The following is a 24,105-nucleotide window of genomic DNA, read 5'->3' on the forward strand; positions in this document are numbered from 1 at the left end:
AAAAAAAAAAAAAAAATCATAATTACACAGCCTTTTTTGAAGATATGCAAGAAGAAATCAATTTTTATAAAACAGGAGATGATGATTATTGTAACACCATGAATATGTGTGTTGAAGCACTTTTAGAAATGGGGAATTATGAAGAATGTTATAAATACGCCATTTATAATTACGAACAAGGGAAATTATTGCCTTATTTAAAACCTCTATTTAACTGGATTTGTTTTTATACATTTTTAAAAAAACCAGAAGATATAGGAGATGTTACAAGTGCCGATTTAATAGATAATCCCACTACATTTATCGCATATAGAAACAATGGCTTTATACAATGGATGTTAGGCGATAATACTGCTGGATCAGTATCTTTAAAAATGGCTGCAGAACTTTCTAGTAACAAAGCATGTTATTTAAAATTAGCATTAATATGTTTAGATGAAGGTTTTGATAAAACGTCTGTTCTAGCTCTTTGTGAGGACATTAAAAAAGAAGTTCCTGAGGCCAAAGATTGGCAATTAGGCTTCGATTATGCGAATTTATTAAAAGGAGAAAATAGACATAAAGAAGCTTCGGTTGCATATAAAGATTTATTACAAAGTTATCCAAATCAATCGTTCGTGAACCTTCCTAAAGATGAATACAATGTAATGTTAAGAGTCTTTAAAGATTTTTCTAAAGGATTAAATGATGTAGAAGGTTTTACAAAGTACAACGCGATGTATTTAAGTAAAGATAATCCGTCTGAAGATGCTTTATTAGAACAATTAGAAGTTGCAACAACAAATTATAAAGAAGATGTGTTTTTACAATATAATTTGTTAGTAGGAGTCTCTAAGTTAGATTTAGAATTTGAAAATGGAGAACTAGAAATGTTAAAAGAACTGAAATTAAAAATAAGAAACACTTATTTCGCTTAAAGGTATTAAGTTTACTTTTTTTTTAGAAATGAAGCAATTTACAAGATATATAATTTTAGTCCTTTTTTTAGGAATTTATAATGTGACTGTGTCGCAAGCAATAGAGAATTCAGCTCGTATAGATTCGCTTACTTTAGAATATCAAAACAACTTAAATTCTAATCCCCAAACAGCAAAGAAAGCAGCTAAAGAATGGCTTAAAGAAAGTAGAGAATTAAAAATAGGGATTCAAGAAGTTAGTGCGCTTTATGCTTTAGGAAACCTAAGTAACATTACTGGAGATTACAAAAACACCATTAAGTATTCAAGTGAAGCAATCTCTTTACTTCATAAATTAAAGCTAGAAAAAGGTTTGGCTGCTTGCTATAATATTATGGCATCTGCTTATAAGCATTTAGGAGAATATCCGAAGGCTATTGATTACTTTATGCAGTGTTTAAGTTATTCAGAAAAAACAAATGATAAAATACAAGAAGCAAATGCATATCAAAATATTGCGACACTTTATTTGCTTCAAAAGGAATATAAAAAATCTGCAGAAAATTTAGATCGTGCAGCCAATCTTTACAGAGAATTAGGGGATGATGATGGTGTTTTAACCACCTTATTTAATTTTGCTAATATTTTAAAAGAAGAAGGGAAGTTTGACCAAGCACGCAGGCATTATAAAACAATTTTAGATTACAGAGAGCGAGAAGGAAATAAAGCTGTTATTGCTTATGTAAATATTAATCTTTCTCAAATGTTGGTAGAGGAGGAGCGTTGTGGAGAAGCTGTAATTGCTTTAAAGAAAACATTAGCACTTTTAAAAGAGTTAAAATTTCATTCTGATATTGCTATTGTTTTAAACGATTTGGGTTTATGTGAAGCTAAATTAGGTCATAAAAAAGAAGCTATTAATTACTTTAAAGAAGCCTTGTCTATTGGTGATAAACAATCTTTATCGGTTTATAAATCTGATATTTATAAGAATTTAGCACAACTTTATGAAGAAGAAAAAAACTTTAAAAAAGCATTAGAATTTTATCAAAAAGGAGTTGCTACCGTTGCGGAACAAAAAACATTAGATAAAGAGAAATATGTAGCGAAAATTCAAGAAGGATATGAAACACAGTTAAAAGAAGCTAGAATTTTACTTTTAGAAAAAGAACAAAAATTAAGCGAAGTAGAGTTGCAAAAAGTAGAACTTACGGTTAAAAGACAACGTATTGTTAGAAATGCTTTTATAGCTGGATTTATATTGGTCTTGATTATTTTAATGATACTTAGATTATCTTACGTTAAACGTTTGCGCATTCAAAAAGAATTGAATTTACAACAAGAAGAAAATGCAAAACAAAAAATTACAGATATGATGAAGGATCATAAATTATCTGTAATAGAACGTTATCAAGAAGGACAATATGAAGAACGATCTCGATTAGCACGCGAAATTCATGATGGAATTGGAAGTGATTTGGCGGGTATAAAAATAGCTTTTGAACATTATACAGAAAATCATAAAGACGAATTACAATCTAAAAGAATTGCAAATGCTATAAATAATGCTTGTGTAGATGTACGTAGTCTTTCTCATCAATTACATCCGCTTTCTTTTTCTAAAATAGGTTTTACTAGTTTTTTAACCGATTTTATTGATCAAATAACAAAGAAATCGAAACTTGATATTCAAGCCTATTTTTTTCCGGAAGAAGATATCGATAAATTACCTGCAGAACTTTTAGCTGATGCCTATAGAATTGTACAAGAGTTAATAAATAACATCTTAAAACATGCAGAAGCAACAAAAGCAGATGTACAATTAACCAAGCATGAAGACCATTTAAATATTGTAATTACGGATAATGGTAAAGGATTTATAAAGAATAAAAAACAAGGAATTGGGCTACGTAATATTAAAGAACGTTTACAAAAAATAAAAGGTACTTTAGATATAGATAGCAGTTCTAGTCATGGAACTTCAATTACAATAGACATTCCAACAACATAAATATTGTGAAAAAAACAAACATCATTATTGCAGACGATCACCTTATGTTTTTAGAAGGCATAAATACCATATTAAGTGATATGGAAGAAATTGGTGAAATACATTTAGCAACAGAAGGTAAACAAGTAATTCGATTATTAAATCAGTTTGAAGTTGGTTTAATTATTAGTGATATCAGCATGCCTAAAATGGACGGAATTGAGTTACTAACCGAAATAAAGAAAAAGCATAGTAAGGTGAAAATTATTATGTTAAGCATGTTAGATAATCATAGAACGGTACATAAAGTAATACAAAAAGGTGCCGATGGTTTTGTACCAAAATTTACAAGCAAAGATGAATTACAGAAAGCAGTACGTACTGTTTTAGGAGACGAACAATATTTTTCTAAGTTGATAAAAGAGCGTTATATGGAAAGCGTTTTTAAGCGTAAGAAATATAAAAACATAGAACTTTCTCCTAGAGAAAAAGAAGTGTTAGCACTTTTAGGAGAAGAATTAACTTCTAAAGAAATTTCTGAAAAACTATTTATTTCTGTCAATACGGTGGAAACGCACCGAAAAAATATTCTTTTAAAAACAGGTTCTAAAACAACAACAGGAGCTGTAAAATATGCCATAGAATCTGGTTTATTTGATTAATAAAAAAAGAGGCTTTAAACATATTAAAGCCTCTTTTTTTATCTAAAATTTGAAATGAAATTATTATTTAGTTCTAATTCCTTCTTTTTCTATCGTTTCTATAATTTGTCTTAATTCTTTTACATAAGACATTTTATCATTTTCTTCTGTTAACAATTCTCCACGATATATAAATTTAGAATCTAAATCAAAATAGACCACATAAAGTCCTGTTTGTGGGTTTTTCCATTTCCCTTTTCCTTCATTTGTAATTCTCTTATCCTCTAAGTATTGTAACCAAGCACCTTTAGATAAAGAAGACTTGTCCATATAAATTTTGCTATGCTCAGTAATTTTATAATAAGGATACGGAGTTTCTAATTTCGCTTGAATGTTTTTATGAACCATTGTTTTTAAAACATCAAAATCACTATTAGATTCTGATAATAAATACGGTTTTCTCTGCCATTTACCATCTTCTATTTCTAATGGAATTATTATAAATCCTTCGGGATATGTAAGTGTTTTAATAACTAAACTAAATTGAAAGCTGGTATTTAATTCTTTAAAATTTTCATTTAAGCTAACCACAAAACGTGTAGTTACATCTTCTAGTTCATTTGGTTTTAGATTTCTCTTAAAATTTAATTCAATAGTTTCTGTAGAAAAAAATATTTCAGGAATTTCATTTTTAAAATCGGCTATCACCGCTTGTCTTGTTTCGTATTGTTTTATTGCATCTTGGTATAAATCATCAAAAGTCATTAAATCTGATATTGGATACATAGGCAAAGTATCATTTTCTAAAATCTCTTTTACATTAATGTGTGTGTAAAATTCAATTTCCGGAATGTCTTTATCATATATTAAGACACTAAACATATTAGGGTCCATTGTGGCTGCGTTAAAAAAACGTTTTAAATCACTAAAAACAAGTCTACCATTATATTCTCTTTGTAAATAGGTTTCTAAATTTAAAGATGCTTTCTTTTTAGATATTCCAATATAATTAGAACAACCTGCTACGATTAATACTAAAATTATTAAGCAGATTATTGACATAATTGTAATTTTCATATATTCTTATTTTATAAAATAAATGTAGACGAATCTATTGATGCTGTACTCACGGAATTCAGTGAGTTTTAAGTATCACTTAATGGTGGTGCTAATTTAAGAATCTCTTCTAATACCTTTGATACATTACTGAAACTAAAAACACCCATTATGAAATTAGAAGAAGAAAAAGCTGCAAAAGTAATAGAAGATCAGTATTTAGAAGGTTATCAAAAAGAGATTAATGAGATTGTTGGTAAAGAAATTCCGATTAACATCAACTGGAATACTTTTGAAATAGACTTCATTAAATTTGTGCCAAGTATTTGTTTACAACGCCTTACAGATGGTTTAAAAGCAGTTTGTAAGGACGAAAAATCAAAAGAAGTTGTAGCGAAAAAGATAAACTCAATTAATGTATTTTGTATACCTAATGAAGAAGCCGAAGCTAAAAAAGAATTAAAATTAGATACTGGTGTATTTTCGTTAACGGCTTGTTGGGGAGGTCACCAAAGTGGCTATTTTACAGACTTAGAAATTTGTGAGTATTTAGAAAGTAGTTTGCAGCAATCTTAATTATTTTTATGTTTTATAAATTGAATAAAAAAAGCCTTTAAGATGTTCGTCTTAAAGGCTTTTTAGGTAATTAAATTAAATATATCTTAATTCATTTTTACATCATTAAAAACAACACCTGTTAAAATTCCACTAAAATAAGTGTCTTGAGATTGTACGTTGTTCTCTGAAAAAGATTGATTGTAATTATGAATAATTGCATTGTCAAAAACAAAATTAATTACAGGTTTATCTTGATTTTGATGATAAATTTTTAAACTACCATACCATTCTCCAGGTTTATGAGATAACCATTCTAAAAAAAAAGTATCTATTTCATTACTCATTACGCCAGATAAATTTACATCTAATCCTCGTTCTTGCTCTTCGTTTGGGTGAAAAGTAGAAGATAGATTATAATCGCATTGCGATAGCTTAAATAATTTTTCTGTATGATCGTCTTTTTTAATTCTTAATTCTATACGCTGTATTACATTTAATTCTTTCATATTATTTATGTTTTTAATTGTTTCTTATTTATTACAAAGTTGAAATAGTTAGCCTAAATAATACTAACTGTTTTCAGTGATATTTAATATCAATCAATTTATAATTCTTTTTTTTGTTTAACTAAAATAATAAATAGTTAAACATTTTGTATCTTTACAAAAAAAAATAAAGATGTTCGGACTATTTAAAAAGAAATCAGAAGTAGAAAAATTACAAAGTAAGTATGAAAACCTTATGAAAGAGGCTTATTCTTTATCTACTTCGGATAGAAAAAAAAGTGATGAAAAGACATGTGAAGCAGAAGAAGTAATGAAGGAGCTTGAAAAATTAAATGTTTAGATTTCTTTAAGAATGATAAAAGAAGATAAAAAACCAGATAATGTAGTTTTTAATACAGAAACACAAAAGTATGATGCATCGTTAAAACCATATGCAACTTCTGTTGGTGCTCCGGTAATAACAACTTCTGATAGTATTGCTTGGAAAAACAGAAGCATTAATAAGGTAAATCATAAAATGAAGTCGAAATATTTAGAGTTAAAAGCTGAATATGACAATATGATGAAGGAGTATCAGTATAATAAAATGATTTTTGATGCAGAATTTACTTTTGAACCTATTCTTGGAGAAATATATCATTTGTACAGAAGAGATAACGAAGAAACTTTTTTGTCAATTATAGCTCCAAATGAATGTCGTTTTAATTCTTTAGGTAGTTTTTATTTAAGTGCAGAACAAATTTGGAAAAAATTATAATATGAAATTAGAAACCAAACAATTTACAGAAAGAGAATTAGATCGTATTATAGAGATGGCTTGGGAAGATAGAACTCCTTTTGAAGCTATTGAATTTCAATTCGGATTACCAGAAAAGCAAGTGATATTGGTAATGCGAGGTAATTTAAAAGAATCAAGTTTTAAACGTTGGCGTAAACGTGTACAAAGTGGTGTTAGTCAGAAACACTTAAAAAAACGGAATCCAGATATTACACGTTTTAAATGTTCTCGTCAAAAAGCAATCTCAGGGAATAGGATTAGTAAACGTTAATCGCAAGGAGATAACCAAATCTTTAATATCTAGATTTTGTGAGGATAAAAAGAATACCATAAAAACTCGTGTTTCCATCGAGGTAATTTATTTAAATACCTATTGAAAAAACAGCCTATAAATATTGTTTGGTTAAAACGAGATATTCGTTCGTTAGATCACGAACCTTTGCATAAAGCAGAGAAATCTGGTGTTCCTTACAAGATAATCTATTTGTTTGAACCTTCAATTATTGAATACCCAGATACAAGTCGGAGGCATTTAAAGTTTATTTATCAATCTTTAAAAGCATTAAATACAACACTAAAACCGTTTAATAGAAATGTGGACGTCTTTTATGGAGAAGCAGCATCTATCTTCGATTATTTAGAAGCATCATTTAGTATACATTCGGTTTTTAGTTATCAAGAAAGTGGAACACAAATAACATGGAACCGTGATAAACAGGTAAAGTCTTTTTTTAAACAACATAAAATAACTTGGCAAGAATTTCAACGAGATGGAATTTTACGCGGTATTAAAAACAGAGATAATTGGAATAAGCAATGGCACACAACGATGCATTCGCCAGTAACACAAAACAGGTATTCGGTTTCTAAAGAAGTTCTTTTAAAGCATTCTTTTTTACTTCCCAAGACATTGGAAACAGCATGGAATGAATATCCTTCGGAATTTCAACCCGCAGGAGAACAAAATGCTTGGCGTTATTTAAAATCATTTGTAGCTAAAAGAGGCGGGAACTATCAAAGGCATATTTCTAAGCCAACGGAAAGTAGAATGTCTTGTAGTAGATTGTCACCATATCTGGCTTGGGGAAATATCAGTATCAAACAAGTTTTTCAGTTTGTAGGTACACATCCTAACGGAACAAAAAACGACAAAGCATTTTCTGCGATGTTAACACGTTTGCATTGGCATTGTCATTTTATTCAGAAGTTTGAAGTAGAATGCAGATATGAAACATTGTGTATTAATCGAGGATACGAGTTATTAGAACATCAAAAGAATAATGTCTTTATAAAAGCTTGGAAAACAGGAATGACTGGTGTACCTTTAGTTGATGCTTGTATGCGAGCCGTTGAACAAACAGGCTGGATTAATTTTAGAATGCGTGCTATGGTAGTTTCGTTTTTAACATTGAATTTAGACCAAGATTGGAGAGACGGAGCATATCATTTAGCAAGACAGTTTTTAGATTATGATCCGGGTATTCATTATCCGCAGTTTCAAATGCAAGCAGGTACTACGGGGATTAACACTGTGCGGTTGTACAATCCTGTAAAGAATTCTCAAGAACACGATCCGGAGGGAGTTTTTATCAAAAAATGGATTCCAGAATTAGTAAATGTTCCCGTAGCGTATATTCACGAACCTTGGAAAATGACAACAATGGAGCAAACGTTTTGTGAAGTTGTTATTGGTGAAGATTATCCGTTACCAATTGTAGATTTACAAGAAAGTGCCAGATTAGCAAGAGATAAAATATGGGGACATAAAAAGCATCCCGCAGTACAAAAAGAAAAGAATCGCATTTTAAACATGCACGTAAATACAAAATAATGATTTACAATAAAGAAGCTATAAAAGCATTTGATCGTGTTACCAAATTAAAAATTATTAATTCGGTAACAGGTATAAAACCAGCAAACTTAATAGGTACCATAAATAATGAAAGGCAAACTAATTTAGCAATTTTTAGTTCTATAGTTCACTTAGGTAGTAGTCCGGCGCTTTTAGGTTTTATTACAAGGCCACAAACGGCAGAAGTTGGGCATACGTATGCTAACATCTTAGAAAACGATGTATATACGATAAATCATATTCATCAAAATTTTATAAAGAATGCACATTATACCTCTGCAAAGTTCGATGTAAATACATCAGAGTTTAAACGCTGTGGGCTTACCGAAGAATATATCGAAGATTTTAAAGCACCTTTTGTAAAAGAAAGTAATTTTAAAATAGGAATGCGCTTTGTAGAAGCCATTGATATAAAACATAACGGAACCAAATTAATTATAGGTGAAATAGAACAGTTAATTTTTCCAGATGTTGCTATCATAGATGGTGATATTGATTTAGAAGCTACGGAAAGCATTGGTATTTCTGGTTTAAATAGTTATTATTCCTTAAAAAAGATAGCGAAACATCCTTATGTAAGAATAGATGAAGTTCCTGAATTATAGTTGTAGTAAGACAACCAGGGTTTTAATTACCCGATGCTTTACATCAAGGAAATTTATTATGTTTCCGTAGTTATTTAATAACTTAATATAAGATTTTTTATCAATGAAGAAAGAGCATCTACCCGAAAAAATATGTGTGGTTTGTGAGCTACCATTTACGTGGCGTAAAAAATGGGAAAAGAATTGGGAAACGGTAAAATATTGTAGTGAACGCTGTAGAAGAAATAAATGAAAACAATTAACTTAATATTTCCACATCAACTATTTGAAGAATCACCAATTTTTCAAGTCGATGCTCCTGTCTATTTAGTAGAAGAATATTTGTTTTTTAGACAGTATTCTTTTCATAAACAAAAAATAGCTTTCCATAGGGCTACGATGAAATGTTATGCTGATTTTCTTCAGAAAGAAAAAAATGTTGATGTTCATTATATTGATGCAATAACAGATATTTCCGATATTAGAGCATTGATTTCTGCTTTAAAACAAAAAGGAATTGAACATATTAATTATATAGACCCTACGGATAATTGGCTTCAGAAAAGATTGGTAAAAGGATGTTTGGATAATAATATTTCTACAACGGTTTATGACTCGCCTTTGTTTTTAAATTCGAAAGAGGATTTAGAAGTTTTCTTTAGAAAGGATAAAAAGAAATACCATCAAACCACTTTTTATACAGAGCAACGTAAAAAAAGAAATATTCTTATTACTCCTGATGAAAAACCAATAGGAGGAAAGTGGACTTTTGATGCAGAGAATAGAAAAAAATATCCTGCTAAAAAAACGCCTCCATCAATTCAGTTTCCAGATATTGATAATTATTTTAAAGAAGCACAAGAATATGTAAATATTCACTTTTCTAATAACTTAGGGAGTTTAACAGATTACGCTTTATATCCTACCGATTTTAAAACGAGTAAAGATTGGTTGCAGCAGTTTTTTGAGCAACGCTTTATGGAGTTTGGCGTGTATGAAGATGCCATTGTTGCTGAAAATTCAATATTAAACCATAGCGTGTTAACACCAATGCTTAATGTTGGTTTAATAACACCTAAATATATTATTGAAGCTTGTTTGGTGTATGCTAAAGAAAATAAAATTCCTATTAATTCTACGGAAGGTTTTGTCCGTCAAATTATTGGTTGGAGAGAGTTTGTAAGAGGTATTTACGAAGTGAGAGGGAGTGAAGAACGGACTACCAATTTTTGGAAATTCACGAAGAAGATTCCGAAATCGTTTTACGACGGAACTACAGGTATACTACCAATTGATCAGACGATAAAGAAAGTATTAAAAACAGGATATTGTAATCATATAGAACGTTTAATGGTATTAGGCAATTTTATGATGTTGTGTGAATTTGATCCGGATGAGTTATATAAATGGTTTATGGAGCTGTTTATAGATGCTTACGATTGGGTAATGGTAACTAATATTTACGGCATGAGTCAGTTTGCAGATGGAGGATTAATGGCTACGAAGCCTTATATAAGTGGCAGTAATTATCTAATGAAAATGAGCAACTATAAAAAAGGAGAGTGGCAAGGAACTTGGGATGGACTTTTTTGGCGTTTTATGAACACTCATAGAGATTTCTTTTTGTCGAATCCTAGATTAGGAATGTTGGTTCGAATGTTTGATAAAATGCCTGATGAGAAGAAAGAAAATCATTTAAAAAACGGAGAAGAATATTTATTAATGCTATAAACAAAAGATATGGAATCGTTAGTTATTTTTGATTTAGAAAAGAACAGTCCCGATAATTGGAAGATTATAAATGATGCTGTTATGGGAGGGAAGTCTTTAGGTAGTTTCTATTTTAATGAAAAAGGAAATTGTGTTTTTGAAGGAAATGTATCCTTAGAAAATAACGGAGGTTTTTCTTTGTTGAGGTACCGTTTTGATGCGGTAAAAACTCAAAAGTATTCTAAAATTATTATAAAAGTTAAAGGAGACGGAAAGCGGTATCAATTTAGATTAAGAAGCAGGTTATCAGATGATCATGTTTATATTTCTTTTTTTGAAACGTCTAATGAATGGGAAGATATTGAAATATTGTTATCAGATATGTATCCTACATTTAGAGGTAATAAATTACAAAAGCCAAATTATAGTAAAGAGCGTCTTGAAGAAATTGCTTTTTTAATTGGAAATAAAAAGGCTGAAGGTTTTAAATTAGAGATAGACAGTATTATGCTAACTTAAATTAATTTAAAGCTGAATATTTTAGTAGTATTAAAACTACTAACAAAGTGTTTTGAAAGGAAAGAAAACGAAATTACTTTTATAAAAAATGCTGTTTACTAGCTCTTTATAGTCTTTTGCTTTCCTTTGTTAACTCTTGTTACTTTCCAATACAATATGTAATATTCCTTTTGTTTAAAGGGTTTTAAGTGTGTTGGGGTGGAGTAGTAGTGTAGTGTTTTGTCTTCTTTTGATTGATTTAGTCAAGTAAAAGAAGACAAATATAAAATTAGGTCATTTTTAAATTCAATTCATAACGACTGCTTTTTAAAGTTCCTGTTTTTGTTAAAATTCCTTTATCCACCATATCTTTTAAATCTCTCGTAGCTGTAGAAGCAGATGTTTTAGAAATTTTGGTATATTTTTCGGCACTTAATCCACCTATAAAACCAGTATGTCCAGCTTCAAAGACTCTTAACAACACTTTATGTTGTCGTTCGTTTAATTGATTTTTATATCGCTCAAAAAACTTTGCTTTTTGTATAATAAAATCTACACGTTTTAAAGTGTTTTCTTGAGCACTTAAAATAGTTTCACTAAAGTATTGCAACCAGTTTGTAATTTCTAAAGTTGTATTATTTGTTTCAAGCGATGTGTAATACATTTTTCTATTACCTTCTATCGTATGCGATAATGAACTTAATGTAGGTTGTTTAGAACTGATGGCAATAGATTTCTCTGCTAATGCTCTAGCAATTCTTCCATTCCCATCCTCAAAAGGGTGAATACAAACAAAATATAAATGCGTAATGCTAGCTTTTGCAAGTGGTAATAAACTTGTATCGTTTGGATGATGAACTTTATTAAACCATAGAATAAACTGTTCCATTTCAATAGGTACTTTGTCCGATGGAGGAGCTTCAAAATGAACAGTGGGTCTATCCAATCTTCCAGAAACAACTTGCATTGGATCTGTATGTGTTCTATAGCTACCAATATTTGCTAAATCTCTTCTACCATTGGTTAACATTTTATGCCAATTAAACAGTAGATTATGACTTAATGGTTGATTGAAGTTATGATACAAATCCACCATCATTTCAGAAATACCAAGTTCTGCAGGTGCTATTTTTCTTTTGTCCGTAGCAAAACCAAGATTTTTTTTAATAGAAGATTGTACACTTTCTCTATTCAAAATTTCTCCTTCAATTTCTGAAGTTTTTATAGCTTCTTCACTAAGTATTTCTACTAATAAATCATCTTTAGAGACTCCTTCTATATGTCTTATGGCACCTAATACGAGTCCTGAGTTTTTAGAAAATTGCATTTCTAATTGTTCAAGAGTTTCTTTGTTATAGGTGAAACTAGGCCATTCTTTGTGTAACCAATTCCAATTTTTATATGCCATGAGCTATAAATATGTTTTTTATAGCTCAAATATAATAATAATTTGAGCTATATTTTTTGTTTTTATAGCTCAAATTTTATTTTGAATTATTTGATGTTTTTTTTAATCAACTTAACGAAGTGAAACAAGCAAAATTTGAGATATGGAAGTACAATGACTTAGTGATAATTTTGCGCAGTTGAGTGAGATAAGGTTCCTTTTTTAGTTTTGAAAAAAGCAGCTGTATCTATTTCTTTTTAAGTTTGTTTTTTAAGTTTTGAGGCATGTATTTGTCTGTAAGAAAATCTCCTATATCACTCTCTGTTTCATCAATATCATCATCAGGGATTTCAGTAATATATTGACTTAAATTATCATCAAAAAAAGGATCTTCACTTTCATCAACTATTTCTATATTAGATGTGGTTAACTCTTGTTGTTGTCTTAATTCTAACTCTTCTTTTTCACGCTTTTTTCTTTCCTTATCTTCTCTCTCTTTTATTACTAGCTTTTCTCTTTGTATTCTAGCTTCTTGTCTTTTTATTTTTGCTGCTTCTTTTTCTTTCTGTTCCTGTTCTAACCTTCTTTTTTCTCGTGCTAATTTATTTCTTTTTATTCTTGCTGCTTCTTTTTTTTCTTTCTCTATCTTTTCTTTTTCTAACCTAATGAAATGTTCTCTTTTGGCTTTTTCTTTTAATCTTTTATCTGCCTCCTCAACTTGTTGAATAACTTTGTTTAACTCTCTTTGTTTTTTTAATTTTTCTTGAGACTGTTTTATACTTGAAGACTTGCTTGTTTTTTGTTTTTTATCTGCTTCAATCTTTTCTTTTTCTAAATTAATTGTAGTATCGCTCTTAGTTCTTTCTTTTAATTTTTCTGTCTCTTCTATTTTAATTAATCGATTTAACTCTATTTCATCTTTAAAAACATTGGTTACCTTGCTATCCTTTTTTCTTTTATTAAAAGAACTTATAGCCTGAATAGATAAATTAATTAGTAATAAAACTGTAAATAGAGGTACTAATCCTAGATTCTTCTTTTGAGGAATATCTTCTACATAAGAAAAATCTCTAATTAAATTATGATTAAGAATATATTCGTGATCAATTTTCTGTAAACTTAAATTAATAATGGAAGTGATTTTACCCAATTCATTAAATCTAAATTTAGTCTCAGATAACCTGTACCTATTTAGATTTCTAATATTTTTACTATAGATATATTTTGTTGTAAGTACATATTCATCATCACTAATCTTATCTATTTTTTGTATTTCATTTTCTGAATATTCATATCTCTTCCAATAACTTAGATATAATTCTTTTAAATCAATTTTACTTATTTCTTTATACTTCCAATAATCTAACACAGGAAACTCATAAAAAGATAAAACCTTATCTATATCTCTACTGTCTTCTGCATTTGTAAAATCAACAATTTCTTTTTTAAAATCTATTTTATTCTCAACTGGAGCTTCATAGAATAGAACTATCAGAATACAGGAAATTAAAAAAAGGCTAATAATGTTATGAAGGATGTTATTCACTATTTTTCAATTTGTAAGAAATCTTCAACTTCAATTTTAAGCTTCAGTAATTCGTTGTAATTTTTTTTGTTTTTTGTTATTTTAGAAGACAATTCTGTTGCATACGCTTTTATACTTTCTTCAAATAAATCTGGATGTACCTTTGTAATTAGTTCTTTATACAGTTTATCACTATGGGAAATACTTTTAGTAATATTTTCTGCGGTATCCGCATATGATATTTTTTCAGATAATATTTTTTTACGGAGTTCAGACTTTTTCCTACGCTCTAAAAGAAATGCTTTTACAAAAGAGAATATAGACATATTATATATTTTTTAATTAACCATGTAATCATTTAAGCTAGCAATTTCTTTAAGAGGTATCTCTAAACCTGTTGTACTAGACTTACCTTTTATCAAAAGAGTATCGTAACCTAATGCCATTAATTTTCTTGCGAAGGCTTTATTAATCACAAAATATTTGGCAATCTTAGAAAAATCTTGTTTTTTTAGATTGTCATCATTCATAATTGTAATTTTAAAACCACTTCTTAAGTAAATAGTACTTAGCTCGTGCTTAAAGTTTTGATTACCCTTAGAGGTTGTTACACTGCATAACCGATCAAACTCACCTATTTCAAAGGCAGACTTAAAAACTCTATTAAATTCACTTAAAACTTTAACCCTTTCTAAACCACCTTGGGTAATAATATCAACAACCCTATTTAATAGCGTACTTATTTTTGAAAATATATCAAATCTCATAACAATATTTATAATTTTACTAATTTAAAATAATAATTGGACTTTAAAGCTATTTTAAAGCACTCCGTAACACATTACATTATAATTCGAACGATTTTATCTAGAAGAAAAATTTCACTCCTCATACTCACCACATAATTTATGATAAGGTATCTCCTTTAGTTTTTCAATTATTTCTTTATCGATTGGGAATGCATAATCGTCTTGAAACCAAATAATTCTTAAAGAAGAAAAGTCTTTACTAGCATCTTTTAAGTTTTTATTTGACTGAACTGTTACTTTACAGATTACTAAGGGTATTGTATATTTATTATCTGAACTATATGATATTTTCGTTTGTTCTGGCTCTATAACATAAATTTCATTGAAGTCTTTATCTAAACCTACTCTATATATAATCTCTTCATTATAACTTTGGTCTGGAATACCCTCTAGCATATTTCCATAAGTTAAAAATTGCTCTAAACTGCTTATCGAAACTTCTAAATCACCATCAACAATTATTTTATCGTTCATCTTTACATCTTTTTACTTAATAAGAATATTTATTACAGACTTTACTATAAGGAATCTTCTTGATTTTCTCAATAATATTTTTTTCAATAGGATATGCGTAATCATCTTGAAACCAAACAATACTAAGGGAAGAAGAATCACAATCTTCAATCCAACCATCATAACTTACATCGACTCTGCACATAACTGAAGGTAAAACACGTTTGTATATTTTGAAGAACGGTAACTTTATTTTAGGAGGTTCAATTAAATAAGTTCCAGAACCCCAGCCTTTTACTTGATTTAGTATATTTTCATTTATTTGCTTATTTGGTTTTTCTGAGCTTACCCCACTATATGTTTTTTTCTGATAAAACAAAGAAATAATAACCTCCTTATCTTCTTCAACTATTAGTCTTTTATTTTTACCTTTTACTTTTTCTGTGTGAAAATCCATTTTTTAGTTCTTATTTTTAATTTTTTATAGAAAAAGCATCTAAAAATTCATCATTTTTTATTTCTATTTGTTGTGATGGAAATAAGGTGTTTGATGCTAATTGAGATTTATTTTCTAATAATTTATTTAAAATAATATCAAATGTTTTTAATTCTTCATTTGGAGCAATAGCCATCGGATAATACACGTGAACTGGTTTTGTTTGTCCAATACGATACGCTCTATCCGTAGCTTGATTTTCTTTAGCAGGATTCCAATGTCTGGTATAATGAATCACATGATTAGCTCCTGTAATGTTTAGACCAAAACCAGCTGCAATAGGAGACATGACAATCACATTAAAACCAATTTGATTTTGAAATTTATCTACTTCTTGTTGACGTGATAATTTTCCGTTTTTTAGGCTTACTGCATTAGAGCTTGATGGTGTATCTCCATTTATGATTGTTACATTTATATTGTAGATTTCTAAAAACACCCTTCTCAAAACTCTTTGCATTTTCTTATTATCTGTAAATACAATTACTTTTTCATTATGTTCTTTAATTTCATTTATGAGAGAAATTGTTTTCATTAATTTAGCAGAACTACCAACAACTTCTTCGATCTCTAAAGTTGCTAAATCGTCCGTTTTAAGTAATGGATGATCTGAAATAGATTTTAAATTTAAAATACCTTGTAAAATAGCAGCTCCACTGTTTCCTGACTTTTTTATCTCTTCAATATTTTGTAGCTCATTTATGTATGCCTTATATTGTTCTAAAGGCATTTGTTGCGCATGTGCTCTGTTTTCGATAGGAGTTATCTTCGGTAAATCTTTAGCGACATCAACCTTCATACGCCTCATAAAAGCTTCTCCTATTTTTCCGCGTAAATTTTTTGAATGTGTTTCAAAATCTGTATTGGCATCATTTAGTGGTTTTACATATTCTTTTGTAAAAGATCTAGCATCTAATAATAAACCAGGATTACAAAAATCCATAATACACCATAAATCTACTAAAGAGTTTTCTACTGGTGTACCTGTCATTGCTATTTTAAAATGTGCTTTTAGCGCTTTTGCTGCGTTGGTAACTAAAGTACCTGGAGTTTTAACTCTTTGCGCTTCATCTAATGCTACAATGCCCCAATTTACCATTGCAAATGGTATTTGATGTCTTCTAAGTGTTTCATAAGTTGTTAAATACAAACCAGGAGTACTTAAACTTTTTATGGTTAACTCTTTGTCATTTACATGAACGTAATTTCTAACATTACTACCCCATAACAATTTAATTTCTATATCAGATTCACTAAAAAATTTTTTATGTTCTTGTTCCCAATTTTCTAATAATGAAACAGGAGCAATCACCAAATTAGGTTTTGTATTTCCATTTTGAAAATACCATTCCATAAAATATAAAACTTGAATTGTTTTCCCCAATCCCATATCATCGGCTAATAATACACCTGGTAAATTATAAGGTTCTTTTGATAAGGTTTGCAACCAAGCAACTCCTTCTTTTTGGTGTTTTTTTAACTGAATTCCTTTAGAAAGGTTTGATATTTCACTTAAGTGATAATCAGCGTCTTTTATTACTTCTATATTTTCAACATATTCTTCAATCTCAGTATTTTCCTTAATGATCAAAACTTTTTTAACTTCTTTGTTTTGATCTTCTTTAGGTGAAACTACTGGTATTTTTGGTTGTTTTAGTTGCTTCTCAGCAATATCAATAATAGGCTGTATTTTTTCTATGTCTAAGACTTCATCTTTAAAAACAATTTCACTTTCTTTTTTTGCTTTTGCGGTTTCAAAGAGTTGTTTTAAACTTTCTAATTGATCATTATCCTCTATTGATACTAATCGTGTACCGTTAACCACATCTTCAATAGCAATACCAGGTATCCATTCTGATTTATAAGGACTAATAAAAGGATAAAATTTTGGTTTATAAATCCCCAATTCTGCAACCCTTTTACCAAAATCGTCTAAATCTAAAAGATCCGTATTCCAAAATTTAGAAGGTGTTTCCACCATTTCACTTATCTCTTCTTTAGAATACGTTCTTTGTTTTTTTACTTTTTCTAATTCCGTTTTAATTCCTTCCCCTTCTTCAGAATCATCTATTAAAACTCTAATTTTCTTTCCATCTTCAGAATAACTATATTCTGGTTTTACTCTGTTTAATAAATTGAATTTTTTATCAAAAACAGCTTGATTCACTTCTTCAAACTCTGGGATGATACGATATTTGTTTTCTCCTATTTCTTGTACATTTAATTTACAAGTAGCCGGATTTAAAATGATCGTTTCAGATAATATTCTAGACAAGAATACATTTTTACTTTTAGAAGCTATCAATTGTATTTTTGCAATTAATTTTAACCGTTCTTTTTCTGGTAAATCTAAGGCGGTATTAAACTCTTCTATAGCGTGAATCATATTTAGATTTATAATGTCTAAAATATACGAACAACTACTTTTTTCTAATAAGATTCCTTTTCTATCAGAATTTTTAAAAACAATATTTCCAGTTCCGTTTTTGTTTGTTTTATCCTGAAAAGAATATTCAAGAACACCGTTTTTATCTTTTAAACCAGCTCCTTTTAAGGTTATGTAAATTTCATAAGGATACAACTTAGGAATTTCTAAAATTGCAAAATCTTCTTCTTCAATTAAAGAAACATCTGCATTCTTAATTACAATTTTATCATCAATTTCTTCCGCAATACCATTTATCAATAAATCGTTAATGATATTAAAGGCAATAGGGTCTATGTTGTTATCAATCCAGTTAGAAAATGAAACGATTTTACCAGAATTTTTTTCATAGTATAACTCAACACAATCTTCTTTGTAGCTCTTTATTATTTCCATTAGTTATAAAAATATTTTTTCATCCAGATGTTTAACCTCAATTCCCAATTTTCTCCCATATGTGCATGTGTTCCTTCTGGCATAAACTCCCAATAATTACCAACGGATTTAATAACAGCCATACCTCTTGGCCAACTTTTTAAATCTGTTATTTTTTCTATGTGTTTTGTCTTTATATTAAAATTTTCCTTTTTATAAATATATACTGCACCTGTATCTGAAAATTCAACAAAAACATAGTCTCTAGCCCAAAAAATAAGCGCAGATGTACTCTGATTACTTCTTGTGATTGTATAACGAGCATCTACATATTTAGAGATCTCTTGATTATTTTTAAGGATGCTGTAATTTAATCGATTTCCTACAAACTTAACATCTTCAATATCATCTATAAACTTTAACCAGTATTTCTCTCTTCTTGGATCTTGAACTAATTTTGAGAAAAATATTTTAATAAACTTTTTATTCATTAAAATAAGTAACTTCTTTCTGGCACTTTCTACAAGTTCAATTTCTTCTTCATTTAAATGACCACTTAGCCAGTGTCTTTTTACAATCGGATCTCCAATAGTTGAAAAAGCTGCTTGTTGTATTGTGTTGATTGTTTTTGAAAATTTACCATAAGTAATTAATATACTTAGTAAAATTAGTTTGTATTTTTTTCTATTTACCCCTTTTATCTCAACTAATACTGATTCTACTAACTCTTTAGAGATATCCTTTTTATCAATTGTCTTTAAGTACAATATAAAACTCTCATAATAATAATCAGTACCAAGTATGTTGGTATTAAAGTTTAAAGATGTGCAAATAGCGTTAAATTGTATATTGTTTTTATTTAGGTAGTTAACAAAAGAACTGATACCTTTTGGCTGCCAAAAATTAAAATGTGTTTTAATTGCGAGAACATCTTTTCTAGACTTCTCATATTCATTACATTTCTTTTCAAACAATACAAGATATTCTTGAAATCTAGCTTTATTGTTATTTAAAGCTTCCCAATTTTTAAGTAATACAAACCAAAGCGGTATTATATAAGAGTCTCTCCAATACTCAATAACTAAACTAATAAACTTAGAAAAATGTGTGCCAAATAATATGGAATCTTCTCCTTTATAATCTAAAGACCAAACTAACAAGCGAACTTCTCTTTTTGTGAAACTTTCTAATAAAACCGCTATTGGCAGCGCTTCTAAGTTTTTAAACTTGTCATATATTTCTTCCACTAATTCTTGTTTAGGTAGTTCACTTCTCATCGTTTGCTGCAATGCTATATTACCTAACGTATCAATATTCGAATTAAAAATTTCTTTTGTTTTATGCGCAATCAACTTCTGTCCGTTAGTTTTAAAAGCAGAGTTTAATAAGTTCCAATTTAGAAGTTGTTTAATGTTCTCCATAAAGTAACATTTCTCTTATTTGTTGTTCAGCATCGGTTTTAATTCTAAATTCTACACGCCTGTTTAATTTCCTATTCTCCTCTGTATCATTTTCTGCAATTGGTTTTACCGATGACAAACCATTTGCGGTAGTTCTTAATTTTGTCCACTGATATACATTTTCATCTAACTGCTCTAGGACAAAGGATAAAACAGATCTTGTTCTATCTTGCGACAATTTCATGTTGTAAAAATAAGCTTGTTCGTCTGTCATATTATTTTGACCTTCTAAGGAGGTATGACCTTCTACTCGAATTTCTTCAATATGATCTTTGTAATTTTTACTACTTAGCACTTTTATATATCTTGGAAAAAAGCTTTGTAAAATATCTTTAAATTCCTGTTTTACTTCACTTCTTCCTACTCTAAATAAGATATCTGGCTCCGTAAATCGAAATATTAATTGTTCTTTATCTATTTCTGCTCCCCATTCTTTTAAATCGTCTTTAAACTCCTCGTTAAGATCTATGTATATTTGAGATTGTAATTCTTTATAACGTTCTGCTACCTTACTTTTGTCATCAAATTCTTCTTGTAATTGTAGCATGGTGCCAATTAAACACAATACAAAAACCATTAAAAGAGAGGCCATTAAATCTCCCGTAGATAAATCAAATTGATTCGTATTTTCGTCTGAAAAACCCATAATTTCTATTTAGATTTTCTTAGTTTATCTACAGATTCGGTTAAATCTTCTACCATCTCATTTAAGCTTCCTAAAATAGCAGATAATCCTTCTTGAGAGTCTTTTAAAGAGGTAGAAAAACTAACTAAATAATCATTTAAAGTTCCACTTGTAGTGGTTTGATATTCTACCAATCCTTCTTGTAAATGTTTAAAAATACCTTGTAAACCTTGTTCTATCGTTTCAAACTTATTAATGTAGGTTTCTGATACTCCTTGTGTTTTATCAATTGATTTATTAATATCAAGCAATAGGTTGTTTTGAGCTTCAGAAACACTTAATACTTCTTTTTTGTGGCTATCTATACTTGCAGTTAAACTATAGGTTATATTATCTAAGTGTTCTGAGTTTAATTGAAACTTAGTGGCAATACTATTTATTTTTTCTACGACACCTTTAGAACCGTTTAAAATCTCCTGATATTCTAAGTTAAGGTTCTTATTATAATCTAAAGTAGATTGTACTTCTTTTGTTACATCAGAGAAAAGCATTAAATTATTTTTTTGATCTTCAATAATTTTATCCATTCTAGTATTTACTTCAGCCAACGTTTCTTTATATACCGTATTTGCAGACTCAAATAATTCTTTATTCTCTGTGCTAGTTGCTTTTGACTCTTGATTTGCTTTTGAAATATTATCTATTACACTGTTTTTTAATAAATCGATGGTTTCAGAAATTTCTCTAGAAACATTTTGCATAGTTTCTGGAACCGAAAGTAAAGATTCTGATACTGTAGAAAGTCGTATGGACAATTGCTCCATTTCTTCCTTTGTATCCCCAGATATTTCTTCCTTAAAATTCTGCATCATTTCTCGCATAGAATTCGAAAGGTTTTCTATAGCTGTTTCAATAATTGCAGTACCCGAATCTTGCTTAATATCTTTTAACTCATTTAAAACAGGTACTAATTGACCTTCTATTAGTTCTGTTAATTGTTTTCCGTTTTCTTCTGTTAATTTTTCTAAAGTAGCTTCTAAGGTTTCTGCAATACTTTCTCCTAAATCATCGGCGAATTTTTGTAAGGCTACCGTTTGATTCATGGACTCTTCTAACAATTGCCTAAATACATTTTTAGGTAATTGTTTTCCTTCATCTGTTTCTGCTACTAGATATTCATTAAACAACTCATGAATTACTGCTTTTTGTTTTTCTGCCTGAATCACCTCTAAATCTTGCAATTCAATTTTATTTTCACTGTCTAAAAGCAAGCATAACTCGTTAATTTTTTTTGATATTTTAGCTTGTTTGTATTTATATATTAGCGTGAAAATTATGGATAAAATCATTCCCCAAATAGACGTGGTAAAAGCTGCTCCCATTCCTTTTAACAAGGTATCTATACTTGCTTTTATGGTTTCTGAATCTGTTAATTGAATTGATGAAACCCCTAAAGCCAACCCCAAAAAAGTACCCAAAACCCCTAAACCTACTAAAGAACTGGCTACGTTGTTTAACAGCCTAACATCTAACTTTACATTTAGAATGGCATATTCAGAAAAGAATTCTTTTGCATGATGATTTGTTTTTGTGATGCTACCATAATTTACAAAGGTCTTTTTATATGCTGACCAAATAGGAGCTAGTTCTTTGTCTGTTGCGATGTTTTGTTGTTCTATAGAAGTAAAAAGTTTTTTCCTTTTTACAAATAAATACAGTAATGCTCCTATAAAACTGGCAAGCAATATAACTACCACAATGGTACCAATAGGTGCGCTACCGTCTTTGGGATAGGCAAAAAAATTTTCTAATATTTTCATAGTTTTTTTCTTAATTCAAAATTTTCATATAATTTATTCTTGAAACCCTAAAAGATCTTTCTTCTAATCTATTATGGCAATACCCTTTAAAATGTTCTTTGTTACTATATCCAAATGTCATAAACTCTTGAGTATATTCTAATTTGCTAATTTTTCGAAGACTACTCTCTCCATTTTGTTTTGTATATTTCATTTCAATAGCATAACCTTCAGTTATCGCCATTTCTATTAAATCTGAAACTTCAGTATTACTCGAATTATACTCTTTTTTTGAAGGTGGGATTATAGGGGGACTTACCTTTCTTTGAATAACAATTTTCTTTGCAGGAACATCTCTAACTTTAGTTTTTAGAATTTCAACAAAAGCACTCGGATTTACTTTATCCTCTTCTAACTTTTCCTCTAAAGTAAGTGCGGTATCTATTATTTTTTTTTGCTCTCTATATGGTTTGAAATTATGATTTAGATAGTTCTCCCTATAATTTACTGATTCCCAGTAGCTAGCTTTATACTTTTCCCAACATTCTATTCTATCTATATTTCTAAATGAAGAAAGATTTTTACTACGAAAGCTAATGTGGACTGCTGCAATTACTTCTACTATTTCTTGTAAACACTCTTCTATTTGGTAATGCACTTGTTTTTCTGAAAAACGAATAACAAACCAACCTCTATCTACAAAATAATTATCTCGGTTTGTATCTTCTGGATAACAATGTGTAAGTTTTCTAGAAACACCAGCGTAAGGTTCGTCTATTTCAATATCTATATAGATGTTTTTTGCGCCTTTAGAAATCATTGCAATATCTGGCTCATAAGGGCTAGTACCTTCTCCTATAGCAAGCATTGCATTGTCTATAATATCAAAGTCATTATAAAAATGCTTTTTTATAGCATTATAAAACTCTTCTTCTTTATATCCTTTTCTATTATTTCTTCCTAATCGAAAAGATCTAATAATACTTTTTTGTTGAGGCTTTCTTACAACTGGATATTGAGTAGAACAGGTTCTTATTTTATCAGTAGAATAATTAACTCTTTTTGTAGTATTTGAATTTACAACTGCACTTTTATTTTTCTCTACAGTTTTTCTTCTAATTGGTTTTTCTACTTTTACATGGGGTCTTACATCTTTTGTCTTTAGCGGTGTAGTTACTTTTACATCCTCTTTTTTACCAATATTTTTAGAACTTACAGATCTGCTTATAACTGACTTTTTCTTCTCTTTTTCTTCTAAATCGATTAGCCTATTTAGTTCTTGCTCCTCCTTAAATAACCTCTTTTTCTCTCTTTTTATTTCAAGATTCCGCAATCTTTTTTTATTACCTTCTTTATAGCGTTCTTGAATCCTTTTTTCTTCTACTTTACTATGAACTGAGTCTTCAAGCAGCTCTGTTTTTCTTATTTCTTTTTCTTTTTTTAAACTTTTTTCAACAATACTACTTTCTGTTTCTTTAAAAAACAAAAAATATAAAGACCTAATTATTAAAAATAAGAAAATTATTGATACAACTATTCCAAGATAGTCCGTGTATCTATATTCTTTATTAATAACGTACTCAAAATCTACATATGAGAATGCATAGCAGGTTAACAATAATAAGGTTATAATAAATATCTTTTTCATAGCGGTGAGATATATTTATTTTTTAAATGTTGAC

25 protein-coding genes are annotated in these 24,105 nt (G+C 29.1%); 12 read left to right on the forward strand and 13 right to left on the reverse strand.

What is annotated here, in order from left to right; all coding sequences use genetic code 11:
• From GQS58_RS17015 to GQS58_RS17335, 3 genes are all read left to right on the forward strand, one after another.
• A partial coding sequence (locus GQS58_RS17015; RefSeq protein WP_205860358.1) for a hypothetical protein occupies window positions 1–917 on the forward strand: 917 nt, incomplete at its 5' end.
• A 28-nt stretch (window positions 918–945) separates the two neighbouring features.
• Entirely contained in the window at window positions 946–2,907 is a 1,962-nt protein-coding gene (locus tag GQS58_RS02250; protein WP_205860359.1) for a tetratricopeptide repeat protein, read from the forward strand.
• A gap of 5 nt (window positions 2,908–2,912) precedes the next feature.
• Complete coding sequence (locus GQS58_RS17335; protein ID WP_166382406.1) at window positions 2,913–3,548, forward strand: response regulator transcription factor; 636 nt, start codon at window positions 2,913–2,915, stop codon at window positions 3,546–3,548.
• A 63-nt stretch (window positions 3,549–3,611) separates the two neighbouring features.
• Here GQS58_RS17335 and GQS58_RS02260 read toward each other — a convergent pair whose 3' ends face one another.
• Window positions 3,612–4,604 (reverse strand): hypothetical protein, encoded by a 993-nt coding sequence (locus tag GQS58_RS02260; protein ID WP_166382408.1) that lies wholly within the window; start codon window positions 4,602–4,604, stop codon window positions 3,612–3,614.
• A gap of 150 nt (window positions 4,605–4,754) precedes the next feature.
• On the opposite strand from GQS58_RS02260, the gene GQS58_RS02265 reads away from it, so the two are divergent.
• A complete protein-coding gene (locus tag GQS58_RS02265) occupies window positions 4,755–5,159 on the forward strand; it encodes a hypothetical protein (protein WP_166382410.1) in 405 nt (134 codons plus the stop codon).
• 86 nt (window positions 5,160–5,245) lie between these two features.
• Here the strand turns inward: GQS58_RS02265 and tssD are convergent, their stop codons facing one another.
• Window positions 5,246–5,647, reverse strand: coding sequence for a type VI secretion system tube protein TssD (gene tssD / locus GQS58_RS02270; protein ID WP_166382412.1), 402 nt, complete (start codon window positions 5,645–5,647; stop codon window positions 5,246–5,248).
• 172 nt (window positions 5,648–5,819) lie between these two features.
• On the opposite strand from tssD, the gene GQS58_RS02275 reads away from it, so the two are divergent.
• The 8 genes from GQS58_RS02275 (at window position 5,820) to GQS58_RS02310 (ending at window position 11,090) form a co-directional block, all read left to right on the forward strand.
• Window positions 5,820–5,987 carry a Lacal_2735 family protein gene (locus tag GQS58_RS02275; protein WP_166382413.1) on the forward strand — a complete coding sequence of 56 codons (168 nt, stop codon included), beginning with the start codon at window positions 5,820–5,822 and terminating at the stop codon, window positions 5,985–5,987.
• 15 nt (window positions 5,988–6,002) lie between these two features.
• Complete coding sequence (locus GQS58_RS02280) at window positions 6,003–6,404, forward strand: DUF2452 domain-containing protein (protein WP_166382532.1); 402 nt, start codon at window positions 6,003–6,005, stop codon at window positions 6,402–6,404.
• A gap of 1 nt (window position 6,405) precedes the next feature.
• On the forward strand, window positions 6,406–6,696 hold the full coding sequence (locus tag GQS58_RS02285; protein ID WP_166382415.1) for a TIGR03643 family protein: 291 nt from the start codon (window positions 6,406–6,408) through the stop codon (window positions 6,694–6,696).
• A gap of 102 nt (window positions 6,697–6,798) precedes the next feature.
• Window positions 6,799–8,256 (forward strand): cryptochrome/deoxyribodipyrimidine photo-lyase family protein, encoded by a 1,458-nt coding sequence (locus GQS58_RS02290; RefSeq protein ID WP_166382417.1) that lies wholly within the window; start codon window positions 6,799–6,801, stop codon window positions 8,254–8,256.
• Window positions 8,256–8,882, forward strand: a complete 627-nt coding sequence (locus GQS58_RS02295) for a flavin reductase family protein (protein ID WP_166382419.1) — start codon at window positions 8,256–8,258, stop codon at window positions 8,880–8,882. The genes GQS58_RS02290 and GQS58_RS02295 overlap by 1 nt, the downstream gene beginning before the upstream one ends.
• A 103-nt stretch (window positions 8,883–8,985) precedes the next feature.
• Window positions 8,986–9,114, forward strand: a complete 129-nt coding sequence (locus tag GQS58_RS02300; RefSeq protein ID WP_166382421.1) for a DUF2256 domain-containing protein — start codon at window positions 8,986–8,988, stop codon at window positions 9,112–9,114.
• A complete protein-coding gene (locus tag GQS58_RS02305) occupies window positions 9,111–10,592 on the forward strand; it encodes a cryptochrome/photolyase family protein (RefSeq protein ID WP_166382423.1) in 1,482 nt (493 codons plus the stop codon). The genes GQS58_RS02300 and GQS58_RS02305 overlap by 4 nt, the downstream gene beginning before the upstream one ends.
• Before the next feature lie 9 nt (window positions 10,593–10,601).
• Window positions 10,602–11,090 carry a CIA30 family protein gene (locus tag GQS58_RS02310; RefSeq protein ID WP_166382426.1) on the forward strand — a complete coding sequence of 163 codons (489 nt, stop codon included), beginning with the start codon at window positions 10,602–10,604 and terminating at the stop codon, window positions 11,088–11,090.
• A gap of 268 nt (window positions 11,091–11,358) precedes the next feature.
• Here GQS58_RS02310 and GQS58_RS02315 read toward each other — a convergent pair whose 3' ends face one another.
• From GQS58_RS02315 to GQS58_RS02365, 11 genes are all read right to left on the reverse strand, one after another.
• Entirely contained in the window at window positions 11,359–12,477 is a 1,119-nt protein-coding gene (locus GQS58_RS02315) for a Fic family protein (protein ID WP_166382428.1), read from the reverse strand.
• 226 nt (window positions 12,478–12,703) lie between these two features.
• A complete protein-coding gene (locus GQS58_RS02320; RefSeq protein ID WP_166382430.1) occupies window positions 12,704–14,002 on the reverse strand; it encodes a hypothetical protein in 1,299 nt (432 codons plus the stop codon).
• Window positions 14,002–14,307 (reverse strand): hypothetical protein, encoded by a 306-nt coding sequence (locus tag GQS58_RS02325; protein ID WP_166382432.1) that lies wholly within the window; start codon window positions 14,305–14,307, stop codon window positions 14,002–14,004. The genes GQS58_RS02320 and GQS58_RS02325 overlap by 1 nt, the downstream gene beginning before the upstream one ends.
• A gap of 12 nt (window positions 14,308–14,319) precedes the next feature.
• Window positions 14,320–14,748: a hypothetical protein gene (locus GQS58_RS02330; RefSeq protein ID WP_166382434.1), complete on the reverse strand. Its 429-nt coding sequence runs from the start codon at window positions 14,746–14,748 to the stop codon at window positions 14,320–14,322.
• Between the two features lie 114 nt (window positions 14,749–14,862).
• Window positions 14,863–15,264 carry a hypothetical protein gene (locus GQS58_RS02335; RefSeq protein WP_166382436.1) on the reverse strand — a complete coding sequence of 134 codons (402 nt, stop codon included), beginning with the start codon at window positions 15,262–15,264 and terminating at the stop codon, window positions 14,863–14,865.
• Window positions 15,265–15,280: 16 nt separating this feature from the next.
• Window positions 15,281–15,700, reverse strand: coding sequence for a hypothetical protein (locus GQS58_RS02340; RefSeq protein ID WP_166382438.1), 420 nt, complete (start codon window positions 15,698–15,700; stop codon window positions 15,281–15,283).
• Window positions 15,701–15,716: 16 nt separating this feature from the next.
• On the reverse strand, window positions 15,717–18,560 hold the full coding sequence (locus GQS58_RS02345; RefSeq protein WP_166382440.1) for a DEAD/DEAH box helicase: 2,844 nt from the start codon (window positions 18,558–18,560) through the stop codon (window positions 15,717–15,719).
• Window positions 18,560–19,960: an EH signature domain-containing protein gene (locus GQS58_RS02350; RefSeq protein WP_166382442.1), complete on the reverse strand. Its 1,401-nt coding sequence runs from the start codon at window positions 19,958–19,960 to the stop codon at window positions 18,560–18,562. The genes GQS58_RS02345 and GQS58_RS02350 overlap by 1 nt, the downstream gene beginning before the upstream one ends.
• Window positions 19,947–20,645, reverse strand: a complete 699-nt coding sequence (locus GQS58_RS02355; protein ID WP_166382444.1) for an OmpA family protein — start codon at window positions 20,643–20,645, stop codon at window positions 19,947–19,949. Before GQS58_RS02355 ends, GQS58_RS02350 begins: the two co-directional genes overlap by 14 nt.
• 5 nt (window positions 20,646–20,650) lie before the next feature.
• Complete coding sequence (locus GQS58_RS02360; RefSeq protein WP_166382446.1) at window positions 20,651–22,444, reverse strand: MotA/TolQ/ExbB proton channel family protein; 1,794 nt, start codon at window positions 22,442–22,444, stop codon at window positions 20,651–20,653.
• 10 nt (window positions 22,445–22,454) lie between these two features.
• Entirely contained in the window at window positions 22,455–24,071 is a 1,617-nt protein-coding gene (locus GQS58_RS02365; protein ID WP_166382448.1) for a hypothetical protein, read from the reverse strand.
• Window positions 24,072–24,105: the final 34 nt, after the last annotated feature.

The organism is Polaribacter sp. 11A2H (genome assembly GCF_011379025.1).
Lineage (GTDB): Bacteria > Bacteroidota > Bacteroidia > Flavobacteriales > Flavobacteriaceae > Polaribacter.